Annotated in this window: 18 protein-coding genes; 14 read left to right on the forward strand and 4 right to left on the reverse strand. The window is 72.8% G+C overall.

The genetic code is table 11. The features are described 5' to 3' along the window. Positions 1 to 38 precede the first annotated feature (38 nt). Positions 39 to 1,184 carry a galactokinase gene (gene galK / locus LIV55_RS14085; protein WP_229300682.1) on the reverse strand — a complete coding sequence of 382 codons (1,146 nt, stop codon included), beginning with the start codon at positions 1,182 to 1,184 and terminating at the stop codon, positions 39 to 41. Positions 1,185 to 1,251: 67 nt separating this feature from the next. On the opposite strand from galK, the gene trpS reads away from it, so the two are divergent. Further along, positions 1,252 to 2,271 (forward strand): tryptophan--tRNA ligase, encoded by a 1,020-nt coding sequence (trpS, locus tag LIV55_RS14090; protein WP_123091168.1) that lies wholly within the window; start codon positions 1,252 to 1,254, stop codon positions 2,269 to 2,271. A gap of 9 nt (positions 2,272 to 2,280) precedes the next feature. Continuing rightward, entirely contained in the window at positions 2,281 to 2,796 is a 516-nt protein-coding gene (locus LIV55_RS14095) for a 2'-5' RNA ligase family protein (RefSeq protein WP_191564125.1), read from the forward strand. Here LIV55_RS14095 and LIV55_RS14100 read toward each other — a convergent pair. Then, on the reverse strand, positions 2,783 to 3,955 hold the full coding sequence (locus tag LIV55_RS14100; RefSeq protein ID WP_229300683.1) for a glycosyltransferase family 4 protein: 1,173 nt from the start codon (positions 3,953 to 3,955) through the stop codon (positions 2,783 to 2,785). The two genes, LIV55_RS14095 and LIV55_RS14100, sit on opposite strands and share 14 nt — an antisense overlap. 120 nt (positions 3,956 to 4,075) lie before the next feature. Here LIV55_RS14100 and LIV55_RS14105 point away from each other — a divergent pair, with 120 nt between their 5' ends. The 12 genes from LIV55_RS14105 (at position 4,076) to LIV55_RS14160 (ending at position 16,969) form a co-directional block, all read left to right on the forward strand. Further along, positions 4,076 to 5,203, forward strand: a complete 1,128-nt coding sequence (locus LIV55_RS14105) for a mannose-1-phosphate guanylyltransferase (RefSeq protein WP_229300684.1) — start codon at positions 4,076 to 4,078, stop codon at positions 5,201 to 5,203. A gap of 68 nt (positions 5,204 to 5,271) precedes the next feature. Beyond that, entirely contained in the window at positions 5,272 to 6,471 is a 1,200-nt protein-coding gene (locus tag LIV55_RS14110; protein WP_123091165.1) for an amidohydrolase, read from the forward strand. A 152-nt stretch (positions 6,472 to 6,623) separates the two neighbouring features. Next, positions 6,624 to 7,667 carry a BMP family lipoprotein gene (locus LIV55_RS14115; protein ID WP_205473752.1) on the forward strand — a complete coding sequence of 348 codons (1,044 nt, stop codon included), beginning with the start codon at positions 6,624 to 6,626 and terminating at the stop codon, positions 7,665 to 7,667. Between the two features lie 240 nt (positions 7,668 to 7,907). Next, complete coding sequence (locus tag LIV55_RS14120; RefSeq protein WP_372430382.1) at positions 7,908 to 9,374, forward strand: ABC transporter ATP-binding protein; 1,467 nt, start codon at positions 7,908 to 7,910, stop codon at positions 9,372 to 9,374. Next, positions 9,371 to 10,474, forward strand: coding sequence for an ABC transporter permease (locus tag LIV55_RS14125; protein ID WP_229300686.1), 1,104 nt, complete (start codon positions 9,371 to 9,373; stop codon positions 10,472 to 10,474). Before LIV55_RS14120 ends, LIV55_RS14125 begins: the two co-directional genes overlap by 4 nt. Beyond that, positions 10,471 to 11,736 carry an ABC transporter permease gene (locus LIV55_RS14130; RefSeq protein ID WP_224766918.1) on the forward strand — a complete coding sequence of 422 codons (1,266 nt, stop codon included), beginning with the start codon at positions 10,471 to 10,473 and terminating at the stop codon, positions 11,734 to 11,736. The genes LIV55_RS14125 and LIV55_RS14130 overlap by 4 nt, the downstream gene beginning before the upstream one ends. Continuing rightward, on the forward strand, positions 11,736 to 12,149 hold the full coding sequence (locus LIV55_RS14135) for a cytidine deaminase (protein ID WP_308012919.1): 414 nt from the start codon (positions 11,736 to 11,738) through the stop codon (positions 12,147 to 12,149). The genes LIV55_RS14130 and LIV55_RS14135 overlap by 1 nt, the downstream gene beginning before the upstream one ends. An 86-nt stretch (positions 12,150 to 12,235) precedes the next feature. Further along, a complete protein-coding gene (locus LIV55_RS14140; RefSeq protein ID WP_229300687.1) occupies positions 12,236 to 13,543 on the forward strand; it encodes a thymidine phosphorylase in 1,308 nt (435 codons plus the stop codon). Next, complete coding sequence (locus LIV55_RS14145; protein ID WP_229300688.1) at positions 13,540 to 13,905, forward strand: cupin domain-containing protein; 366 nt, start codon at positions 13,540 to 13,542, stop codon at positions 13,903 to 13,905. Before LIV55_RS14140 ends, LIV55_RS14145 begins: the two co-directional genes overlap by 4 nt. Then, on the forward strand, positions 13,902 to 15,056 hold the full coding sequence (locus tag LIV55_RS14150; protein WP_229300689.1) for an adenosine deaminase: 1,155 nt from the start codon (positions 13,902 to 13,904) through the stop codon (positions 15,054 to 15,056). The genes LIV55_RS14145 and LIV55_RS14150 overlap by 4 nt, the downstream gene beginning before the upstream one ends. Before the next feature lie 99 nt (positions 15,057 to 15,155). After that, a complete protein-coding gene (locus LIV55_RS14155; protein ID WP_229300690.1) occupies positions 15,156 to 16,376 on the forward strand; it encodes a hypothetical protein in 1,221 nt (406 codons plus the stop codon). Continuing rightward, positions 16,376 to 16,969: a hemerythrin domain-containing protein gene (locus LIV55_RS14160; RefSeq protein WP_229300691.1), complete on the forward strand. Its 594-nt coding sequence runs from the start codon at positions 16,376 to 16,378 to the stop codon at positions 16,967 to 16,969. The genes LIV55_RS14155 and LIV55_RS14160 overlap by 1 nt, the downstream gene beginning before the upstream one ends. A 109-nt stretch (positions 16,970 to 17,078) precedes the next feature. Here the strand turns inward: LIV55_RS14160 and deoC are convergent, their stop codons facing one another. Both deoC and LIV55_RS14170 read right to left on the reverse strand, forming a co-directional pair. Continuing rightward, on the reverse strand, positions 17,079 to 17,852 hold the full coding sequence (gene deoC, locus LIV55_RS14165; RefSeq protein ID WP_068273399.1) for a deoxyribose-phosphate aldolase: 774 nt from the start codon (positions 17,850 to 17,852) through the stop codon (positions 17,079 to 17,081). A 31-nt stretch (positions 17,853 to 17,883) separates the two neighbouring features. Then, positions 17,884 to 18,495 carry a uridine kinase family protein gene (locus tag LIV55_RS14170; protein ID WP_224766920.1) on the reverse strand — a complete coding sequence of 204 codons (612 nt, stop codon included), beginning with the start codon at positions 18,493 to 18,495 and terminating at the stop codon, positions 17,884 to 17,886. Between the last annotated feature and the right edge of the window lie 35 nt (positions 18,496 to 18,530).

Below are 18,530 nucleotides of genomic sequence, written 5' to 3' on the forward strand. Positions count from 1 at the left end.
ACCCCGGGGGAAGGGGAGAGCAGGGGGACCGGGGGGAGTCAGGCCTCCCGCGTCGCCGGCCCGGACGGGGTGGCGACGTGGAAGGCCGGCTCCTCCCACCCGCGGGAGACGTAGTCGTCGCGGATGCGGGCCTGGACCGGCTCGACGAGCTCGGAGGGCACGAGCGCGACGGTCGAGCCGCCGAAGCCGCCCCCCGTCATCCGGGCGCCGAGCGCGCCGGCGGCGACCGCCGACTCGACGGCCACGTCGAGATGGGGCACGGTCACCTCGAAGTCGTCGCGCAACGAGGCGTGACCGGCGCTCAGCGCGGCGCCGACGGCGTCGAGGTCGCCGGAGCGCAGCGCGTCGACGACGAGACGCACGCGGGCGTTCTCCGTGACGACGTGCCGGGCACGGCGGCCGACGACCTCGTCGACCCGACCCAGCAGCGCGGGCAGGTCCTCGGGCTCGACCTCGCGCAGGCTCGAGACGCCCGCCGCCGCGGCGGCGGCCTCGCAGTCGCGTCGCCGCGCCTCGTACTGCCCGTCGACGAGCTGGTGCGGGCTGCGGGTGTCGGTGACGAGGACGACGTGGCCGTCGAGCTCGGCCCGCACGTGCTCGACGGAGCCGTCCTGGCAGTCCAGGAGCAGCAGGGCGCCCTCGCGCGAGCGGAGCGCGACGGCCTGGTCCATGCCGCCCGTGGCGGCCATCGCGATGTCGTTCTCGGCGCGGACGCAGGCCGCTGCTAGCTCGACCCGGCGCTCGTCGGAGCCGAGGAGCCCGAGGTCGAAGAGGTCGCTCGCGGCGGCGCCGACCGCGCACTCGAGGGCGGCCGAGCTCGACAGCCCGGCGCCGGAGGGCACGTCGGAGTCGATGCTCAGCTCGAGGCCGCGCACGTCGTGACCGGCCTCGCGCAGCGCCCACAGGACACCGAGGACGTAGGCCGCCCACCCCTTCGGCCGGCCCGGCCCGACGTCGCCGATCGAGGTGCTGACGACCCGGCCGAATCCCTCCGAGGAGGCGACGACGAGGTCGTCGTCGCGACGCGACGCCGCGACGCGCGTGCGCAGCGGGAGCGCCATCGGCAGGCACAGCCCGTCGTTGTAGTCGGTGTGCTCGCCGATGAGGTTGACCCGACCGGGGGCCGACCACACCCCCTCGGCGGGAGATCCGGTGCGCTGCTGCAGGCTCTGGGCGACGTCCACGCGCTGACGCTACCCACCCGGCGGGAGCCGCGGCGGTGCGCGGGGGGCGGCCTGACATGATGAGCGCATGCCGGACGCCACTCCCGCCACCCCGCCGCGCTCCCTGTCAGGGATGCAGCCGACGAGCGACTCGCTCCACCTCGGCAACTACCTCGGGGCGCTCGTCAACTGGGTCGAGCTGCAGGAGCGCACCGACGCCTTCTACTTCGTCGCGGACCTCCACGCGCAGACCGTGCCGACCGACCCCGAGGTCATCCGTCGCCGCACCCGGGTGACGGCTGCCCAGTTCATCGCCGGAGGGGTCGACCCCGAGCGCTCGGCGCTCTTCTGCCAGAGCCACGTGCGCGAGCACACAGAGGTCGCCTGGATCCTCGCCTGCCAGACCGGTTTCGGCGAGATGAGCCGGATGACGCAGTTCAAGGACAAGACGACGAAGGGGCAGAACGCCAACGTCGGGCTCTTCACCTACCCGGTCCTCATGGCGAGCGACATCCTGCTCTACCGGCCCGACTTCGTGCCGGTGGGCGACGACCAGCGCCAGCACCTCGAGATCACCCGCGATCTCGCGACCCGCTTCAACTCCCGCTTCGGTCAGACCTTCACCGTGCCCGAGCCGTACATCCTCAAGGAGTCGGCGCGGATCATGGACCTCCAGGAGCCGCAGAACAAGATGTCGGGGTCGACCTCGCCGGACAAGGGCCTGCTCCTGCTGAGCGACGAGCCGGCCCGGCTGGCCAAGAAGGTGCGCTCGGCCGTCACCGACACCGACGGCGAGATCCGCTTCGACCCCGAGACCAAGGCCGGGGTCTCGAACCTGCTGACGATCCACTCGGCGATGTCGCGCCGGCCGGTCGCCGAGCTCGTCGCCGAGTACGCCGGGCGCGGCTACGGCGACCTCAAGAAGGCCGTTGCCGAGGCGGTCGTCGCCGCGGTCGAGCCCTTCCAGGCCCGGATGAGCGAGCTCATGGACGACCCGGCCGAGCTCGACCGGATCCTCGCGAAGGGGGCCGCGCGGGCCACCGAGATCGCCCGTCCGACCCGCGACGCCGTGTACGACGCGGTCGGCGTCCTCCCGGCGCAGCGCTGAGGCCGGCCGGTGGCGACCTACGGCGTCTCGATCTCGATCCCCCCGCCCTGGGGAGACGAGCTGCAGTCGCGCCGTGAGGACTACGGCGACCCGCTCGCCTACGCGATCCCGCCGCACGTGACCCTGCTGCCCCCGACGCAGGTCGAGGACGAGGCCCTGCCGGCCTTCGAGGAGCACCTCCGGCTCGTCGGGGCGCGCTTCGCCCCCTTCGAGATGCTGCTGCGCGGCACGGGGACCTTCCGCCCGATCAGCCCCGTCGTCTTCGTCCAGGTCGCGTCGGGCATCCCGTGGTGCGAGATGCTCGAGCAGGCCGTGCGCTCCGGGCCCGTCGAGCGCGAGCTCGACTTCCCCTACCACCCGCACGTCACCGTCGCCCACGCCGTCGCCGAGCACCACCTCGACGAGGCCTTCGACGGGCTTGCGCACTTCGAGGCCCGTTTCGAGGTCGCCGACTTCCACCTCTACCGGCACGGCGAGGACTCGGTGTGGCGCCCGGTCGCCGACTTCGCGCTCACCGGGACCTGACCGACTCCTCTGCGCCGGCGAGCACGCGCTCGTAGTGACCGACGAGCTGGCCGGTGAGGGCCGACCACGACCGGTCCGCGACGTGCTCGGCGCCGGCCCGTCCCATCCGGGACCGCAGCGAGGCGTCCCCGACGATCGGCGCGGCGGCTGCCCGGAGGGAACCCGGCACCGCCGGGTCGTACAGGGCACCGCTCACCCCGTCGGCGACGAGGTCCAGCGGGCCGCCCGCGGCCGGGGCGACGACCGGCAGACCGGTCGCCGCCGCCTCCTGCAGGGTCTGGCCGAAGGTCTCCTTCGTCCCCGTGTGCACGAAGACGTCGAGCGCCGCGTAGGCCCGGGCGAGGGCGTCGCCGGTGCGCGGTCCGAGGAAGGCGGGCGGCAGGTTGGGGCGACGCCCGCTGCTCGCGACCGCCTCGCTGAGCCGCGCCCCGAGCTCGTTACGGCTCGGCCCCTCGCCGACGAGGACGAGACGGGTGCCGGGCAGGTGCGCCAGCTCGACGAGCCGGTGCAGCTCCTTCTCCGGGGCGAGCCGACCGACGTAGCCGAGGAGCACCTCGCCGCCGGGGGCCAGCGCCTGGCGCAGCGCGAGCGTGCCCTCCTCCTCGCGCCACCTCGGGGCGAAGAGCCGGGTGTCGACGCCGCGACCCCACAGGGCGGTGCGCGGGATCCCGTGCGCGCGCAGGTCCTCAAGGGTGGGGCGGGAGGGGGCGAGGGTGAGGTCGACCTGGTCGTGGAGGCGCCGCAGCCACCGCCAGACGAGGGAGCCGGCCCCGCGGCCGATCGCGCCCGGGCCGTGCTGCTCGACGTACGAGGGCATGTCGGTCTGGTAGATCGCGACGGTCGGCACCTGCGTCAGCGCGGCGTCGCGCACCCCGCGGGCACCGACGAGGAAGGGCGAGGCGAGGTGGAGCACGTCCGGCTCGAAGTCGTCGAGGGCTCGTCGCACCGCCGTCGTCGGCACCCCGGCCCGGAAGCCGCGGACGGTGACACCGGGCAGCCGGTGCACGGGCCGCCCCGCGTAGGTCGCCGGGCCCGGGCCGGGCGCGATGACGAGGGTCTCGTGGCCCTGGGCGGCGAGCTCCTCGCTCACCCGGCACACGCTCGTCGTCACGCCGTTGAGGCTCGGCAGGAAGGACTCGGTCGCGATCGCCACTCTCACGCCGACCACGGTCCTCGGCGTGCGCGCCCAGGGGGTGACGTCGGGGGAGGTGTCGGGTGACGGGCGGGTGACGTGTCGGCGCCGCCGGGGGGCGAAGGGGGAGCCGGTACCGTCGCGGCCATGACCGAGGAGACCGGCGCCACGCCGGACGCGCAGCCGCAGACCGCCACCGGACCGATCCCGGGCTTCTGGGCCGTCGTCCCCGCGGGCGGTGCCGGCACCCGGCTGTGGCCGGTCTCGAGGGCCGGCTCGCCGAAGTTCCTCCACGACCTCACCGGCAGCGGGCGCACCCTCCTCCAGGCCACGGTCGACCGGCTGCGTCCCCTCGCCGGCCAGCGGGTCGTCGTCGTCACCGGCGCCGCCCACACCGCGGCGGTGTCGGCGCAGCTGCCCGACCTCGCGCCGGACCAGCTCCTCGCCGAGCCCAGCCCGCGCGACTCCATGGCGGCCATCGCCTGGGCGGCCGCGGTCCTCGAGGCGCGCGACCCCGAGGCCGTGCTCGGGTCCTTCGCCGCCGACCACGTCATCACCGGGGAGGGCGCCTTCGCCGGTGCCGTCGCCGAGGCGGTCGACGTCGCGCGCGAAGGCTACGTCGTGACGATCGGCATCGACCCCACCTACCCCGCGACGGGCTTCGGGTACATCCAGACCGGACGCCCGCTGCGCGGCTTCAGCACCGCCTGCCGGGTGCGCCAGTTCGTCGAGAAGCCCGACGCCGAGCGTGCGGCCCGCTACCTCGCCACCGGTGAGTTCCGGTGGAACGCCGGCATGTTCGTCGTGCGGGCGGGCACCCTGCTCGACCTGCTCGGCCGCTGGCACCCCGAGCTCGCCGCGGGCGCCCGTGCGCTCGCCGCCGACCCGGCGCGGCTCGACGAGCTCTGGCCGGACCTGGAGAAGATCGCCATCGACCACGCCGTGGCCGAGCCGGCCGCCGACGAGGGCCTCGTCGCCGTCGTGCCCGGCACCTTCGGGTGGGACGACATCGGTGACTTCGGGTCGTTGTCGGGGATCCTGCCCGGCGCGCACGACGGGACGACGGTCGTCGGCGACCCGGGGCAGGTGCAGTCCGTCGACTCCAGCGGCATCGTCGTCAGCGAGTCGGGGCGGATGGTCGCGCTCGTCGGGGTGCACGACATCGTCGTCGTCGAGACCGACGACGCCCTCCTCGTGACGACCCGGGCCCGCGCGCAGGACGTCAAGCGCGTCGTCGAGTCGCTCAAGGCCGCCGGCCGCGACGAGCTCGTGTGACAGGGGTGTCCACGGCGGGCGGGGTCGCCGAGGCGTCGCGCACACCCCGAGTAGGGTGGTGAGCCGACATGACCGCACCTCTCGCCCCGACGCTGCTGCGTGTCGTCGACGACCTCGTCCCCGAGCTCCTCACCTTCCGGCGAGACCTCCACGCCCACCCCGAGCTGGGCTTCGCCGAGCACCGCACGACGCAGCGCCTGCGCGAGCGGCTGGCCGCGAGCGGGCTCGTGCCCCAGGACGTCGGCCCGACCGGTGTCGTCGTCGACCTCGGGGACCCGGACCCGGCACGACGGGTCGCCCTGCGCGGTGACATCGACGCCCTGCCGATCCGCGAGCGGACCGGTCTGGACTGGGCCTCGACCGTCGACGGGGTGTGCCACGCCTGCGGCCACGACGTCCACACGACGGTTCTGCTCGGCGCCGGCCTGGCCCTGGCGAGCGTCGCCGACGAGCTGGCCGAGCGCCGCGTCGGGGTCCGGCTCGTCTTCCAGCCCGCGGAGGAGGCGATGCCCGGCGGTGCCGAGCGCTTCGTCGAGCTCGGCGTCATGGAGGGTGTCGACATCGCCTACGCGGTGCACTGCGACCCCTCGATCGACGTCGGCGAGGTCGGGCTCAAGGAGGGGCCGCTCACGGCGGCCGCCGACAAGGTGCGGATCACGCTCGGCGGTCGCGGCGGGCACACCTCGCGCCCCCACCTCACCGAGGACCTCACCTTCGCCCTGGCCAAGGTCGTCACCGAGGTGCCGGCGATCCTCTCGCGCCGGATGGACCCGCGCTCGGGCGTCGCGCTCGTGTGGGGCCAGCTCCACGCAGGCGGCGCCGCCAACGTCATCCCCTCGACCGGTCACGCGGAGGGCACCCTGCGGATGCTCGACGTCGCGGTGTGGGACGACATGGAGGAGCTGCTCACGCAGGTCGTCCACGAGGTCGTCGACCCGTACGGCGTGCGCGCCCGTGTCGACTACGTCCGCGGCGTGCCCCCGGTCGTCAACGACCCCCGCGCCGTCGCCTCGCTCGGACGGGCGGCGATGACCGCGGGGTTGCGCCCGGTGCCGACCCCGCAGTCGCTCGGCGGCGAGGACTTCGGCTGGCTCATCCACGCGAGCAGCGGCGCGATGGCGCGCCTGGGCACCCGCACCCCGGGCGGCACGACGTACGACCTGCACCAGGGCGACCTCGTCGTCGACGAGGCCGCGGTGCGCGCCGGGACGGCGCTGCTCGCGCTCTCCGCGGCAGGGGAGTGGACCCGGGTCGAGGACCCGGACTGAGGACACCCGCGGGTCACGCCTGCGTCGCGACTCGGTAACAACCTCCGCCGGTTTCGACGGATCGGTCGGGCTCGTCAGGTTCCGCACCTAGCATGGCGCCGATGACCGCCCCCTGTCGGTCAGTGCACGAGTTTCGACGAAGGAGAGCAACTGTGCGCCACTCCCTGATCAAGGCTGCCGCGGTCTCGTCGGTCGCCGCCCTGTCCCTCGCCGCCTGTGGCGGCTCCGACTCCACCGGGGACTCGACCTCGGCCGAGGGCGGCAGCGGTTCCGACGTCAAGGCCTGCCTGGCCTACGACGTGGGCGGCCGCGGCGACCAGTCCTTCAACGACTCGGCCGCCAAGGGCCTGGACAAGGCCAAGGACGAGCTCAAGGTCGAGACCGCCGAGGTCGAGGCCTCCCAGGGCGAGAACGACGCCGCCCGCGAGGACCGCCTCAACCAGCTCATCGAGAGCGGCTGCACCGACATCATCGCGGTCGGCTACATCTACGCGAAGGCCGTCGGCGGCGCCGCCAAGGAGAACTCCGACATCCAGTTCGCGATCATCGACGACGCGTCGGAGGACTCCGCGGGCGAGAACGTCGCGCAGCTGACCTTCGCGGAGGAGCAGGGCTCCTACCTCGTCGGCGCCGCCGCGGCGCTGAAGTCCAAGAGCAACAAGGTCGGCTTCATCGGCGGTGTCGACGTGCCGCTCATCAACAAGTTCCAGGCGGGCTTCGAGGCCGGCGCCAAGGCCGTCAACCCCGACATCGAGGTGAGCACGAAGTACCTCGCCGAGGACGGCTCCGGCTTCGCCGACCCGGCCAAGGGCCAGACCGCTGCCGAGGGCATGTACGACAACGGCGCCGACGTGGTCTACCACGCCGCCGGCGGCTCGGGCTCCGGCGTCTTCAAGGCCGCCAAGGCCGCCAAGAAGATGGCGATCGGCGTCGACTCCGACCAGGCGCTCACCGCCGAGGAGGACGTCCGCGACGTCATCCTCACCTCGATGGTCAAGAACGTCGACGTCGCGGTCTTCGACCACATCAAGGCCGTGACCGAGGGCGACATGCAGTCCGGCAACATCATCTTCGACCTCAAGGCCGGCGGCGTCGACTACTCGACGACCGGTGGCAAGGTCGACGACATCAAGGACAAGCTCGACGGCTACAAGCAGGAGATCGTCGACGGCAAGGTCACGGTCCCGACCAAGTGATCACCGTCGGGCGACCCGCCTGACGCACCCGGCCCGCCCCTCGCGCACCAGCGAGGGGCGGGCCGTCCGCTCACCACGCAGCGGCTACTCTTGCTCCGCCCACGACCACCCCACGTGCGGCCCTTCGTCATCAGGAGGCACCCGATCAGCACCACGACGACCAGCCCGACCCCCTCGGCGCCCGCAGCGGGCGACGTCGCGGTCCGGCTCGAGGGCATCACCAAGCGCTTCCCGGGCGTGGTGGCCAACAAGGACATCGCCTTCTCGGTGCGGCGGGGCACCGTCCACGCCGTCGTCGGCGAGAACGGCGCGGGCAAGTCCACGCTCATGAAGATCCTCTACGGCGTGCAGCGTCCCGACGAGGGGACCATCGAGGTCGACGGCCAGGTCGTCGACCTGCGCTCGCCGAGCGACGCCATCAAGCACGGCATCGGCATGGTCTTCCAGCACTTCATGCTCGCCGACAACCTCACCGTGCTCGAGAACGTCGTGCTCGGGGCGGAGAAGCTCCACGGCATCGGCGGCCGGGCGCGAGCGGAGATCCGGCGGATCAGCGACGAGTACGGCCTCGGCGTCGACCCCGACGCCCTCGTCGAGGACCTCGGCGTCGGCTCGCGCCAGCGCGTCGAGATCCTCAAGGTCCTCTACCGCGGGGCGCGCACGATCATCCTCGACGAGCCGACGGCCGTCCTCGTGCCCCAGGAGGTCGACGAGCTCTTCGACAACCTGCGCGAGCTGAAGAACGAGGGCCTGGCCGTCATCTTCATCTCCCACAAGCTCGACGAGGTGCTCTCGGTCGCCGACGCGATCACCGTCATCCGGCGCGGCACCACCGTCGGCTCCGTCGACGACCCGAGCTCGATCACCTCGCGCGAGCTCGCCGAGATGATGGTCGGCTCCGAGCTGCCGACCCCCGCGACCGAGGAGTCCACGGTCACCGACGAGGTGGTCCTGTCCTGCCGCGGTGTGAGCCTGGCCGGCGCCCCGGGCACCGGTCGGGCCCTGCTCGACGACGTCGACCTCGAGATCCACGCCGGCGAGGTCCTCGGGATCGCCGGGGTCGAGGGCAACGGCCAGGCCGAGCTCGTCGAGGTCATCATGGGCATGCGCGAGCCCACCTCGGGCCAGGTGCACCTCGGTGGCGAGGACATCTCGGACTGGGACGTGCGCCGCATCCGCGAGGCCGGCGTCGGCTACGTCCCCGAGGACCGCCACCGCCACGGCCTGCTCCTCGACTCCCCGCTGTGGGAGAACCGCGTCCTCGGCCACCAGACCGAGCGACCGAACGTCCGCGGCGGTCTCGTCGACGCCCGCGCGGCGAAGAAGGACACCGAACGGATCGTGCGCGAGTACGACGTGCGCACCCCGAGCATCACCGTCACCTCCGGCTCGCTGTCCGGCGGCAACCAGCAGAAGCTCATCATCGGCCGCGAGATGAGTCACAGCCCGCGGGTGCTCGTCGCCTCGCACCCGACCCGCGGCGTCGACGTCGGCGCGCAGGCCGCGATCTGGGACCAGATCCGCGCTGCCCGTCGCGAAGGGCTCGCCGTGCTCCTCATCAGCGCCGACCTCGAGGAGCTCATCGGGCTCTCCGACACGATCCAGGTCATCCTGCGCGGCCGCATGACCGGCACCTTCGACCCCGACACCGTCACCAGCCAGGAGCTCGGCAGCGCCATGACCGGAGCCGGCGAGGAGCCCCGATGAGTCTCAACCCGCGTCGTCTGGCGCTCACCCTGGCCGCACCGGCGCTCGCCGTCGTCGTCGCCTTCGTCATCACCAGCCTCGTGCTGCTCGCCGTGGGCGACCCCGTCGGCCAGGTGTGGTCGACGCTGCTCAAGGAGCCGCGTCCGCGCACGACGGTCAACATCATCAACAGCGCGACGACGTACTACATCGCCGCGGTCGCCGTCGCCATCGGCTTCAAGATGAACCTCTTCAACATCGGCGTCGACGGGCAGTACCGGATCGCCTCCTTCGCCGCCGCGATCTTCGCCGGCTACGGGTGGCTCCCGAGCTGGCTCAACATCATCGTGGCGATGCTCGTCGCGATGGTGACCGGTGGCATCTGGGCGGGCATCGCCGGCTGGCTCAAGATCACCCGCGGGGTGTCCGAGGTCATCTCGACGATCATGCTCAACACGATCTCCGCCGGTCTCGTCGGCTGGGGGCTGCGCAGCTGGGGCCAGCGCGCCGAGGGCAGCAACGCCCGCTCGACGACGCCGATCCCCGAGTCCAACCAGCTCGACGGCTTCGCCCTCGTGCCCGGCGCGGCGAACACGGTCTACACCCTCGTCGCCCTCGCCGTGGTCGTCGGCGTCCTGTACTGGTTCGTCATCAACAAGACCCGCTTCGGCTTCGACCTGCGGGCGACGGGGCAGTCCGAGTCGGCGGCCGTCGCCTCGGGCGTCAAGGTCAAGCGGATGGTCCTCATCTCCATCGTCCTGTCCGGTGCCGTCGCCGGTCTCGTCGGGATGCCGGCCTTCTTCGGCGCCGACCACGCCTACGGCAGCAGCTTCCAGGACGGCGTCGGCTTCGTCGGCATCGGCGTCGCGCTCCTCGGGCGCAACCACCCGGTCGGCATCGCCTTCGCCGCGCTGCTGTGGTCCTGGCTCGAGAAGGCCTCCGACGGCCTGCAGCTCGAGGCCCAGGTCTCGCCGGCCCTCGTCTACATCATCCAGGGCTCGATCCTCCTGGCCGTCGTCATCGCCTACGAGGTCGTCCACCGCGTCGAGCGGCGGATGGAGCAGCGCCAGGTGGCGCGCGACCTCGACGCATCCTCCGTCCCCGAAGGAGCCGCAGCGTGAGCAGCGACCTCAGCGTCGGCACCGAGGTCGTCCCGGAGGCGACCCCGAAGCGCCGTCTGCCCCTGTGGGCCTGGGGCGCGATGGCCCTCGCCCTCGTCCTCGCCCTGTCCGTCGTGCGCGTCGTCACCGGCCGCAACGACATCGCCTCCTCGGGCACCCTGAGCGCCGCGCTGGCGCTCGCCATGCCCATCGCCTTCGCCGGTCTCGGCGGCCTGTGGTCCGAGCGGGCCGGCGTCGTCAACATCGGTCTCGAGGGGATGATGGTCCTCGGCACGTGGGGCGGGGCCTTCGGCTCCCTCCACGGCGGCCCGTGGATGGGCATCGTCGGCGCCGCCCTGTGCGGCGCGGTCGGGGGCCTCATCCACGCCCTGGCGACGGTGACCTTCGGCGTCGACCACATCGTCTCCGGTGTCGCCCTCAACATCGTCTCCGTCGGCGCCGCCAGCTATCTGGCCGCCCGCTTCTTCGGCGAGCTCGAGGGCGGCAGCGACGTCCAGTCCCCGCCCCTGCCACAGCTGCCGAAGATCGGCATCCCGGGCGCCGGCGACGCGTTGTCGGCGGTCGAGACGAAGGGGTGGTTCTTCGTCTCCGAGGTCGCGGCGATCCTCAAGGCGCTGACGACCGGTCTGTCGGTCCTCACGGTCATCGGCCTGGCCCTCTTCGTCATCACCTTCTACGTGCTGTGGCGCACCCCCTTCGGCCTGCGCGTGCGCAGCTGTGGTGAGTCGCCGGTGGCCGCGGAGACGCTCGGCGTCAACGTCTACCTCCACAAGTACGTCGCCGTCGTCATCTCCGGCGCCCTCGCCGGTCTCGGCGGTGGCTTCCTGTCGATGGTCGCGACGAACATCTACCGCGAGTCGCAGGTCGACGGGCGTGGCTACATCGGTCTCGCCGCGATGATCTTCGGCAACTGGCGGCCCGGCGGCCTGCTCGCCGGCTCAGGTCTCTTCGGCTTCATGGACGCGCTGCAGCTGCGCGGCGGCGGCACCGCCCTGCACGGGCTGCTGCTCCTCATCACGATGCTGCTGCTCGCCATCGGCCTGTGGCAGGTCCTGCGCAACGGCCGGATGATCCAGGGCGGCATCGCGGTCGTCGTCGCCGTCGTCGTCTTCGTGCTGTGGTTCGTCACCGACTCGGTGCCGTCCGACATCACCCCCTTCGCCCCGCACCTCACGACGCTGCTCGTCCTCGCCTTCGCCAGCCAGCGGCTGCGGATGCCCAAGGCGGACGGCATGATCTACCGCCGCGGCGAGGGGCACTAGTGGCCCTCGAGGTCGACTGGGGGCGCCTGCACGAGGAGGCCGTCGCCGCGATGCGTCGTGCCTACGCGCCGTACAGCGGCTTCGCCGTCGGCGTCGCCGGGCTCGTCGACGACGGGCGCGTCGTCTCCGGGTGCAACGTCGAGAACGCGTCCTACGGCGTCGGCCTGTGCGCCGAGTGCGGCATGGTCGGCGACCTCGTGCGCGGCGGCGGCGGCCGGCTGGTCGCCGTGTGGTGCGTCGGCGGCGACGAGTCCACGCTCATGCCCTGCGGCCGCTGCCGGCAGCTGCTGTGGGAGCACGGCGGCGAGCAGTGCGTCCTGCGCACCCCCGAGGGCGACCTGACGATGGCCCAGGTGCTGCCGCAGGCCTTCGGCGTCGCCGACCTCGAGGCCGCCGCGCAGCGCGCGACCTGACCACACCTGCATCGCACGACAGGGCGCCCGCGGGGTGCCGAGGACCAGCGCACCGCCCGCACGGGCCGGGACGCGAAGGGAGAGCCATGACCGAGCAGCACGACGTCGTCGACGTCATCCGGGCCAAGCGGGACCGCGCCGAGCTCAGCGACGCGCAGATCGACTGGGTCGTCGACGCCTACACACGCGGGGTCGTCGCCGACGAGCAGATGAGCGCCCTCGCGATGGCGATCCTGCTCAACGGCATGGACCGCCGCGAGATCAGCCGCTGGACCGGCGCGATGATCGCCTCGGGCGAGCGGATGGACTTCGCCGGGCTCTCCCGCCCGACGGCCGACAAGCACTCGACCGGGGGAGTCGGCGACAAGATCACCCTCCCGCTCGCCCCGCTCGTCGCCGTCTTCGGCGTCGCCGTGCCCCAGCTCTCCGGGCGCGGCCTGGGCCACACCGGGGGCACGCTCGACAAGCTCGAGTCGATCCCCGGCTGGCGCGCCGACCTCACCAACGAGGCGATGATGCGTCAGCTCGAGGAGGTCGGCGCGGTGATCTGCGCGGCCGGGTCCGGGCTGGCCCCCGCGGACAAGAAGCTCTACGCGCTGCGTGACGTCACCGGCACCGTCGAGGCGATCCCGCTCATCGCCAGCTCGATCATGAGCAAGAAGATCGCCGAGGGCACCGGGGCGCTCGTCCTCGACGTCAAGGTCGGCAGCGGCGCCTTCATGAAGACCGAAGGGGACGCCCGCGAGCTCGCCGAGACCATGGTCGCGCTCGGCACGGACGCCGGGGTGCGCACCGTCGCGCTGCTCACCGACATGTCGACCCCGCTCGGCCTCACGGCCGGCAACGCGCTCGAGGTACGAGAGTCCGTCGAGGTGCTCGCCGGCGGCGGTCCCGCCGACGTCGTCGACCTCACCGTCGCCCTCGCCGTCGAGATGCTCGCCGGGGCGGGGCGCCCGCAGGACGAGGCCGAGGTCCGTGGTGCGCTCTCCGACGGACGCGCCATGGACGTGTGGCGCGCGATGATCTCCGCCCAGGGCGGCGACCCGCAGGCCGAGCTGCCGCGGGCCCGCGAGACCGAGCAGGTCGTCGCCGACCGCGACGGCGTCCTCGAGTCGCTCGACGCGCTGGCCGTCGGCGTGGCCGCCTGGCGCCTCGGTGCCGGTCGCGCACGCAAGGAGGACCCGGTGCAGGCCGGCGCCGGCGTCGAGCTGCACGCCCGGCCCGGTGACCAGGTGCGTGCGGGGCAGCCGCTGCTCACCCTGCACACCGACACCCCCGAGCGCTTCGCGCGTGCCCAGGAGGCCCTCGCGGGTGCCTGGCGGGTCGGTGACACCGCGGCGTCGAGCGGGTCCGTCGTCCTCGACCGCGTCGACGCGGACGGGGTGACCCGATGAGCGAGGTCGTCGTCACGACGCACCCGGCCGTCATCGACGTGCCCGGCGGCAAGGTCATCGCCGAGCACGTCGGCCGGGTCACCACCGGGGACGAGGGCATGTCCGTCGCCCACATGAAGGCGCCGGCGGGCTGGGAGGAGCCCGCGCAGACGCCGGACTTCGACGAGGTCACCCTCGTCGTCGCCGGGACCGTCGTCGTCGAGCACGACGGCGGCCGGGTGGAGGTGCACGCCGGGCAGTCGGTCCGCACGCCGGCCGGACGCCGCGTGCGCTACTCCGTGGGTCCCGAGGGCGCCGAGTACGTCGCCATCTGCACCCCGGCCTTCGGCCCGGGCTCGGTGCACCGCGAGGACGAGGCGTGAGCGCGTCGCTGACCCGTGAGGTCATCCACGGGCTGCCCAAGGTGCTCCTGCACGACCACCTCGACGGGGGCGTGCGCCCCGCCACCGTCCTCGAGCTGGCCGCGGAGATCGGCCACGAGCTGCCGGTCACCGACGGCACCGTCGAGGGTCTGGCCGAGTGGTTCCGCGCGAGCGCCGACTCCGGCTCGCTCGTGCGCTACCTCGAGACCTTCGAGCACACCGTCGCCGTCATGCAGACCCGGGAGCACCTCTTCCGGGTCGCCAAGGAGTGCGTGCTCGACCTGGCCGCCGACGGCGTCGTCTACGCCGAGTCCCGCTACGCCCCCGAGCAGCACCTCGAGCGCGGGCTGACCCTCGAGGAGGTCGTCGAGGCCGTCAACGCCGGGCTGCGCGCCGGTGAGATCGAGGCCGCCGCCGCCGGGCGGCCGGTCGTCGTCCGCTCGCTGCTCACCGCGATGCGCCACGCCGCCCGCTCGCTGGAGATCGCCGAGCTCGCCGTGCGCTACCGCGACGAGGGCGTGGCCGGCTTCGACATCGCCGGTGCAGAGGCCGGCTTCCCGCCGAGCCGCCACCTCGCCGCCTTCGAGCACCTCAAGGCCCACAACGCCCACTTCACGATCCACGCGGGCGAGGCCTTCGGGCTGCCCTCGATCTGGGAGGCGCTGCAGGTCTGCGGCGCGGACCGTCTGGGTCACGGCGTGCGCGTCGTCGACGACATCGCGCTCGGCGACGGGACGGTCACCGACGACCCGGAGGCGGCCAACCGCGCTGCCGTCGAGGACCCCTCCTCGTTGCGTCTCGGCCGGCTCGCCGCGTACGTGCGCGACACCCGTGTGCCGCTCGAGATGTGCCCCCACAGCAACGTGCAGACGGGGGCCGCGCCGAGCATCGCCGCCCACCCGATCACCGCGCTCGCCCGCCTGCGCTACCGCGTCACCCTCAACACCGACAACCGGCTCATGTCGGACACGTCGATGACCAAGGAGATGACCGCGCTCGTCGAGCAGGCCGGCTGGGGCCTGGACGACCTGCGCTGGGTGACGACCAACGCGATGAAGTCCGCCTTCCTCCCCTTCGACGAGCGTCTCGAGCTCATCGAGGGCACGATCAAGCCGGCCTACGCCCGCGCCGCCGAGGGATTCCACCCCTAAGGGCGCCCAGCTCGGGGCGGCCCGGCCCGGCTGCCCGCTCCTACGGTGACGAAGGAACCCGATCGCACGGTCGGGGCCCCCGAAGTCACTGGAGAGACCATGGCGTTCAACCCGTTGGCCGAGAAGGGCATCACGCCCGAGGACTCGATCCGCAGCTGGCAAGAGCTCAACGTCGAGCCCTTCGACCCCGACACCGTCCACCCGTACACGCGCTGCCGCGTCATCGTCATGAACGGCATCGAGGTCGAGGCCCTGAGCTTCAGCCACCAGATGACCCGGCACACGAACGACAAGGAGCTGCAGCGCCAGCTCGCCCTGTCGCGCTACGTCGACCACCAGCAGCAGAAGGTCGTCAACTGGCTGCTGCCGGGGTGGTCCTCGGTGCTCGAGACGACGATCGCCTACGAGCAGGTCGCGACCGACCTCACGTCGTGGGTCGCGCGCAACGAGCCCGACGCGTACCTGCGCCAGGCCTACGAGTTCGGCGTCCTCGAGGACTTCGACCACCTCTACCGGTACGCGAACCTCTACGAGATGATCGAGCACCGCAAGGCCGAGAAGCTCGTCGACGAGCTCACCGAGGTCATGCCGGGGCGGCCGACGCGGGCGCACCACCGTCACCCCTTCGACAACGTCCGCGAGAACATGGACGGCCAGACCGCCGCCGCGTTGTCGAAGCTGCACCAGCTGACGATCCTCTCGGCCGAGCAGCAGACGCTGAACTTCTACGCCAACGTCGGCCCGCAGTACATGGAGCCGATCGCCCGCCAGCTCTACCAGGAGATCGGGATGGTCGAGGAGGAGCACGTCACGCACTACGAGTCGCTCGGGGACGGCAGCCTCAGCTGGTTCGAGCAGCTGCTCCTGCACGAGTACAACGAGTGCTACCTCTACCACTCGTTCTTCGAGCAGGAGGTCGACCCGAAGATCAAGGCGATCTGGGAGCTGCACCTGCAGATGGAGATCGGCCAGCTGCACGCCGCGTGCGACCTCGTGCGCACCCACGAGGACCGCGACCCCGAGGCGCTGCTGCCGACGGAGCTGCCGGACGTGCTGACCTTCGAGCCGAACAAGGAGTACCTGCGCCACCTGCTCGACACGCAGATGGATCTCACGACGCTCGGCACGGGGTACGTCGGAGACCAGCACGAGCGCTTCGTGAAGATGCAGGAGACGCTGCACAGCGGCACGACGCCCGCCTCCGACCTCGTCGTCGAGCGGCACCGCGAGATGTTCGGCGGCGAGGACTACCGGTCGACGCAGGCCGGTCCGTACCCGCAGGACGCCGCGCAGCGGGCCGAGCGCCTCGGCGGTCTGTGATGTCGCCCCAGCAGCACGCCGACGGGCACGTCGCCATGCCCTTCGGGGTCATGCCGAAGCCCGACGTCGTCGACCGGCTCGTCGCGCAGCACATGCAGGTCCGTGACCTCATGCACGAGGTGATGACGAGCACCGGAGAGGCCAAGCGCGACGCCTTCGAGACGGTGGTGCGGATGCTCTCCGTGCACGAGACCGTCGAGGAGGAGGTGCTCCACCCGGTCGCTCGCCGGATCGCCGGTGAGCACGGGGTCGTCGAGGACCGCCTCGACGAGGAGAACGCCGCGAAGCAGGTGCTCGGGGAGCTCGACGGGATGGATGTCGACGACCCGCGCTTCGACCCGCTCTTCGCGCTGCTGCGCACCGCGGTGATCACCCACGCGCTCGCCGAGCAGCGCTACGAGTTCAACCGGGTGCGCCAGTACTGCTCCGAGAGCGAGCGCCGGGGCATGCTCACGCTCGTGCAGGCGGCCGAGCTGGCCGCGCCCACCCACCCGCACGCCGGGGTGGAGTCGGCGACGGCCAACCTCGCGCTCGGTCCCGCCGTCGCGCTCGTGGACCGCGCCCGCGACGCCATCCGCGCCGCCCGTCGCTGAGCGCGGGCACGGTCACCGCGCCTCGAGGGGAGCGCGGTGACCGTGGTCGCTCGGTCGACGGTCTCGAGGCTCACGCCCTGGCGGGCGCTCGCACCTCGACCAGCGACGGTCAGTACCCGGTGACGGCGGGGACGGCGCAGTCCTGGCCCGGGTGGGGCACGACGAGGTCGCCGGAGGCGGCGTAGCGCTCGGCCTCGGCGAGCAAGGTCTGCGTGCTCGACGTGCCGATCCGGGTGACGCCCTCGGCGAGCATCGCGAGCAGGGTCGGGATGTCGCGGACACCCCCGGACGCCTTGACCTCCATGCCCTCGGGGGTGTGCTCGCGCATGAGGCGCACGTCGGCGAGGGTCGCCCCTCCGCCGGCGAAGCCGGTCGAGGTCTTCGTGAAGTCCGCGCCGGCATCGGCGCTCGCGCGGCAGGCGTCGATCTTCGCCCGCTCGTCGAGCAGCGCGGTCTCGAAGATCACCTTGACGAGCACGCCGGCGGCATGGCCCACCTCGACGACCGCGGCGATGTCGTCGCGCACGGCCTGGACGTCCCCGCCGCGCAGGCGGCCGATGTTGAGGACCATGTCGAGCTCGGTGGCGCCGTCGGCGAGGGCCTGCTGCGACTCGGCGACCTTCGTCGCCGTGGTCGTCGTGCCGTGGGGGAAGCCGATGACCGTGCACACCCGCGTGGGGGAGCCCTCGACGGCGGCGATCGTCCGCGCGGCGAGCGCGACGTCGCTCGGGCGCACGCAGACGCTCCAGATGCGCTGGGCGGCGAGCTCGGAGACGGCCGCGGAGACCTCCTGCGGCGTCAGCTCGGGCTTGAGCAGGGCGTGGTCGACGAGATCGGCGACGTCCTGGACGGTGAGGGTGTCGCCGGGGGAGTAGGCCTTCATGCGCACCAGGGTACGGCGCGCGCGGGCAGGCTCAGCGCGACCGCTGCGCGGTCGACACGAGGAGCCGCTCGACGGTGCGGGGGCTGGCCGCCCGGGCGCCGGCGGCGACGTGCCCGGCGACGACCGCCGGCTCCTCGCGCAGCAGCACGAGCCCGCGACGCACGAGCGTGAGCGGCGGCTTGCGCCGCTCGGCGAGATCGCGCACGAGCCGCAGCGCGAAGGTCACGAGTCGTCGGTGCCGCACGCACCACGCCGAGTGGAGCAGGCCGCGGGCGCGCAGCTCGGGGATGATCTCGGCGGCGAAGATCCCCTCGGTGACCACGAGGTCGCCCGGGCGGCTGCGCAGCTCGTGACGCCCGACGACCGACGAGGTCGAGATGTCGTAGACCGGCGCCTCGGCGTAGCCCTCGCGCAGCAGCCGGTCGATGCACTCCGCCGCGGCCTCGCCGTCCCACGACCGCGGGTCGTCCCAGTCGGCGATGCCGAGCTCGGCGCTGCGGGGCAGGTCCGGGTGGTCCTCGGGCAGGTAGAAGTCGTCGAGCCGGACGACGGGCCAGCCGAAGCGCTCGGCGAGCCGGTCGGCCAGGCGCGACTTGCCGCTGCCCGAGGGGCCGGCGAGCACGACGACGCGGCCGCGCCGCACGGGCTCGTCGTAGCGGCGCGGTGGGTGGTGGGCCC

The organism is Janibacter melonis, assembly GCF_020567375.1.
GTDB lineage: Bacteria > Actinomycetota > Actinomycetes > Actinomycetales > Dermatophilaceae > Marihabitans > Marihabitans melonis.

Excerpts from the sequence above, each read along its gene's own strand:
- trpS (WP_123091168.1), top strand. The coding sequence starts at position 1,252 with ATGCCGGACGCCACTCCCGCCACCCCGCCGCGCTCCCTGTCAGGGATG.
- LIV55_RS14105 (WP_229300684.1), top strand. The coding sequence starts at position 4,076 with ATGACCGAGGAGACCGGCGCCACGCCGGACGCGCAGCCGCAGACCGCC.
- LIV55_RS14110 (WP_123091165.1), top strand. The coding sequence starts at position 5,272 with ATGACCGCACCTCTCGCCCCGACGCTGCTGCGTGTCGTCGACGACCTC.
- LIV55_RS14125 (WP_229300686.1), top strand. The coding sequence starts at position 9,371 with ATGAGTCTCAACCCGCGTCGTCTGGCGCTCACCCTGGCCGCACCGGCG.
- LIV55_RS14140 (WP_229300687.1), top strand. The coding sequence starts at position 12,236 with ATGACCGAGCAGCACGACGTCGTCGACGTCATCCGGGCCAAGCGGGAC.
- LIV55_RS14145 (WP_229300688.1), top strand. The coding sequence starts at position 13,540 with ATGAGCGAGGTCGTCGTCACGACGCACCCGGCCGTCATCGACGTGCCC.
- LIV55_RS14155 (WP_229300690.1), top strand. The coding sequence starts at position 15,156 with ATGGCGTTCAACCCGTTGGCCGAGAAGGGCATCACGCCCGAGGACTCG.
- LIV55_RS14160 (WP_229300691.1), top strand. The coding sequence starts at position 16,376 with ATGTCGCCCCAGCAGCACGCCGACGGGCACGTCGCCATGCCCTTCGGG.
- deoC (WP_068273399.1), bottom strand. The coding sequence starts at position 17,852 with ATGAAGGCCTACTCCCCCGGCGACACCCTCACCGTCCAGGACGTCGCC.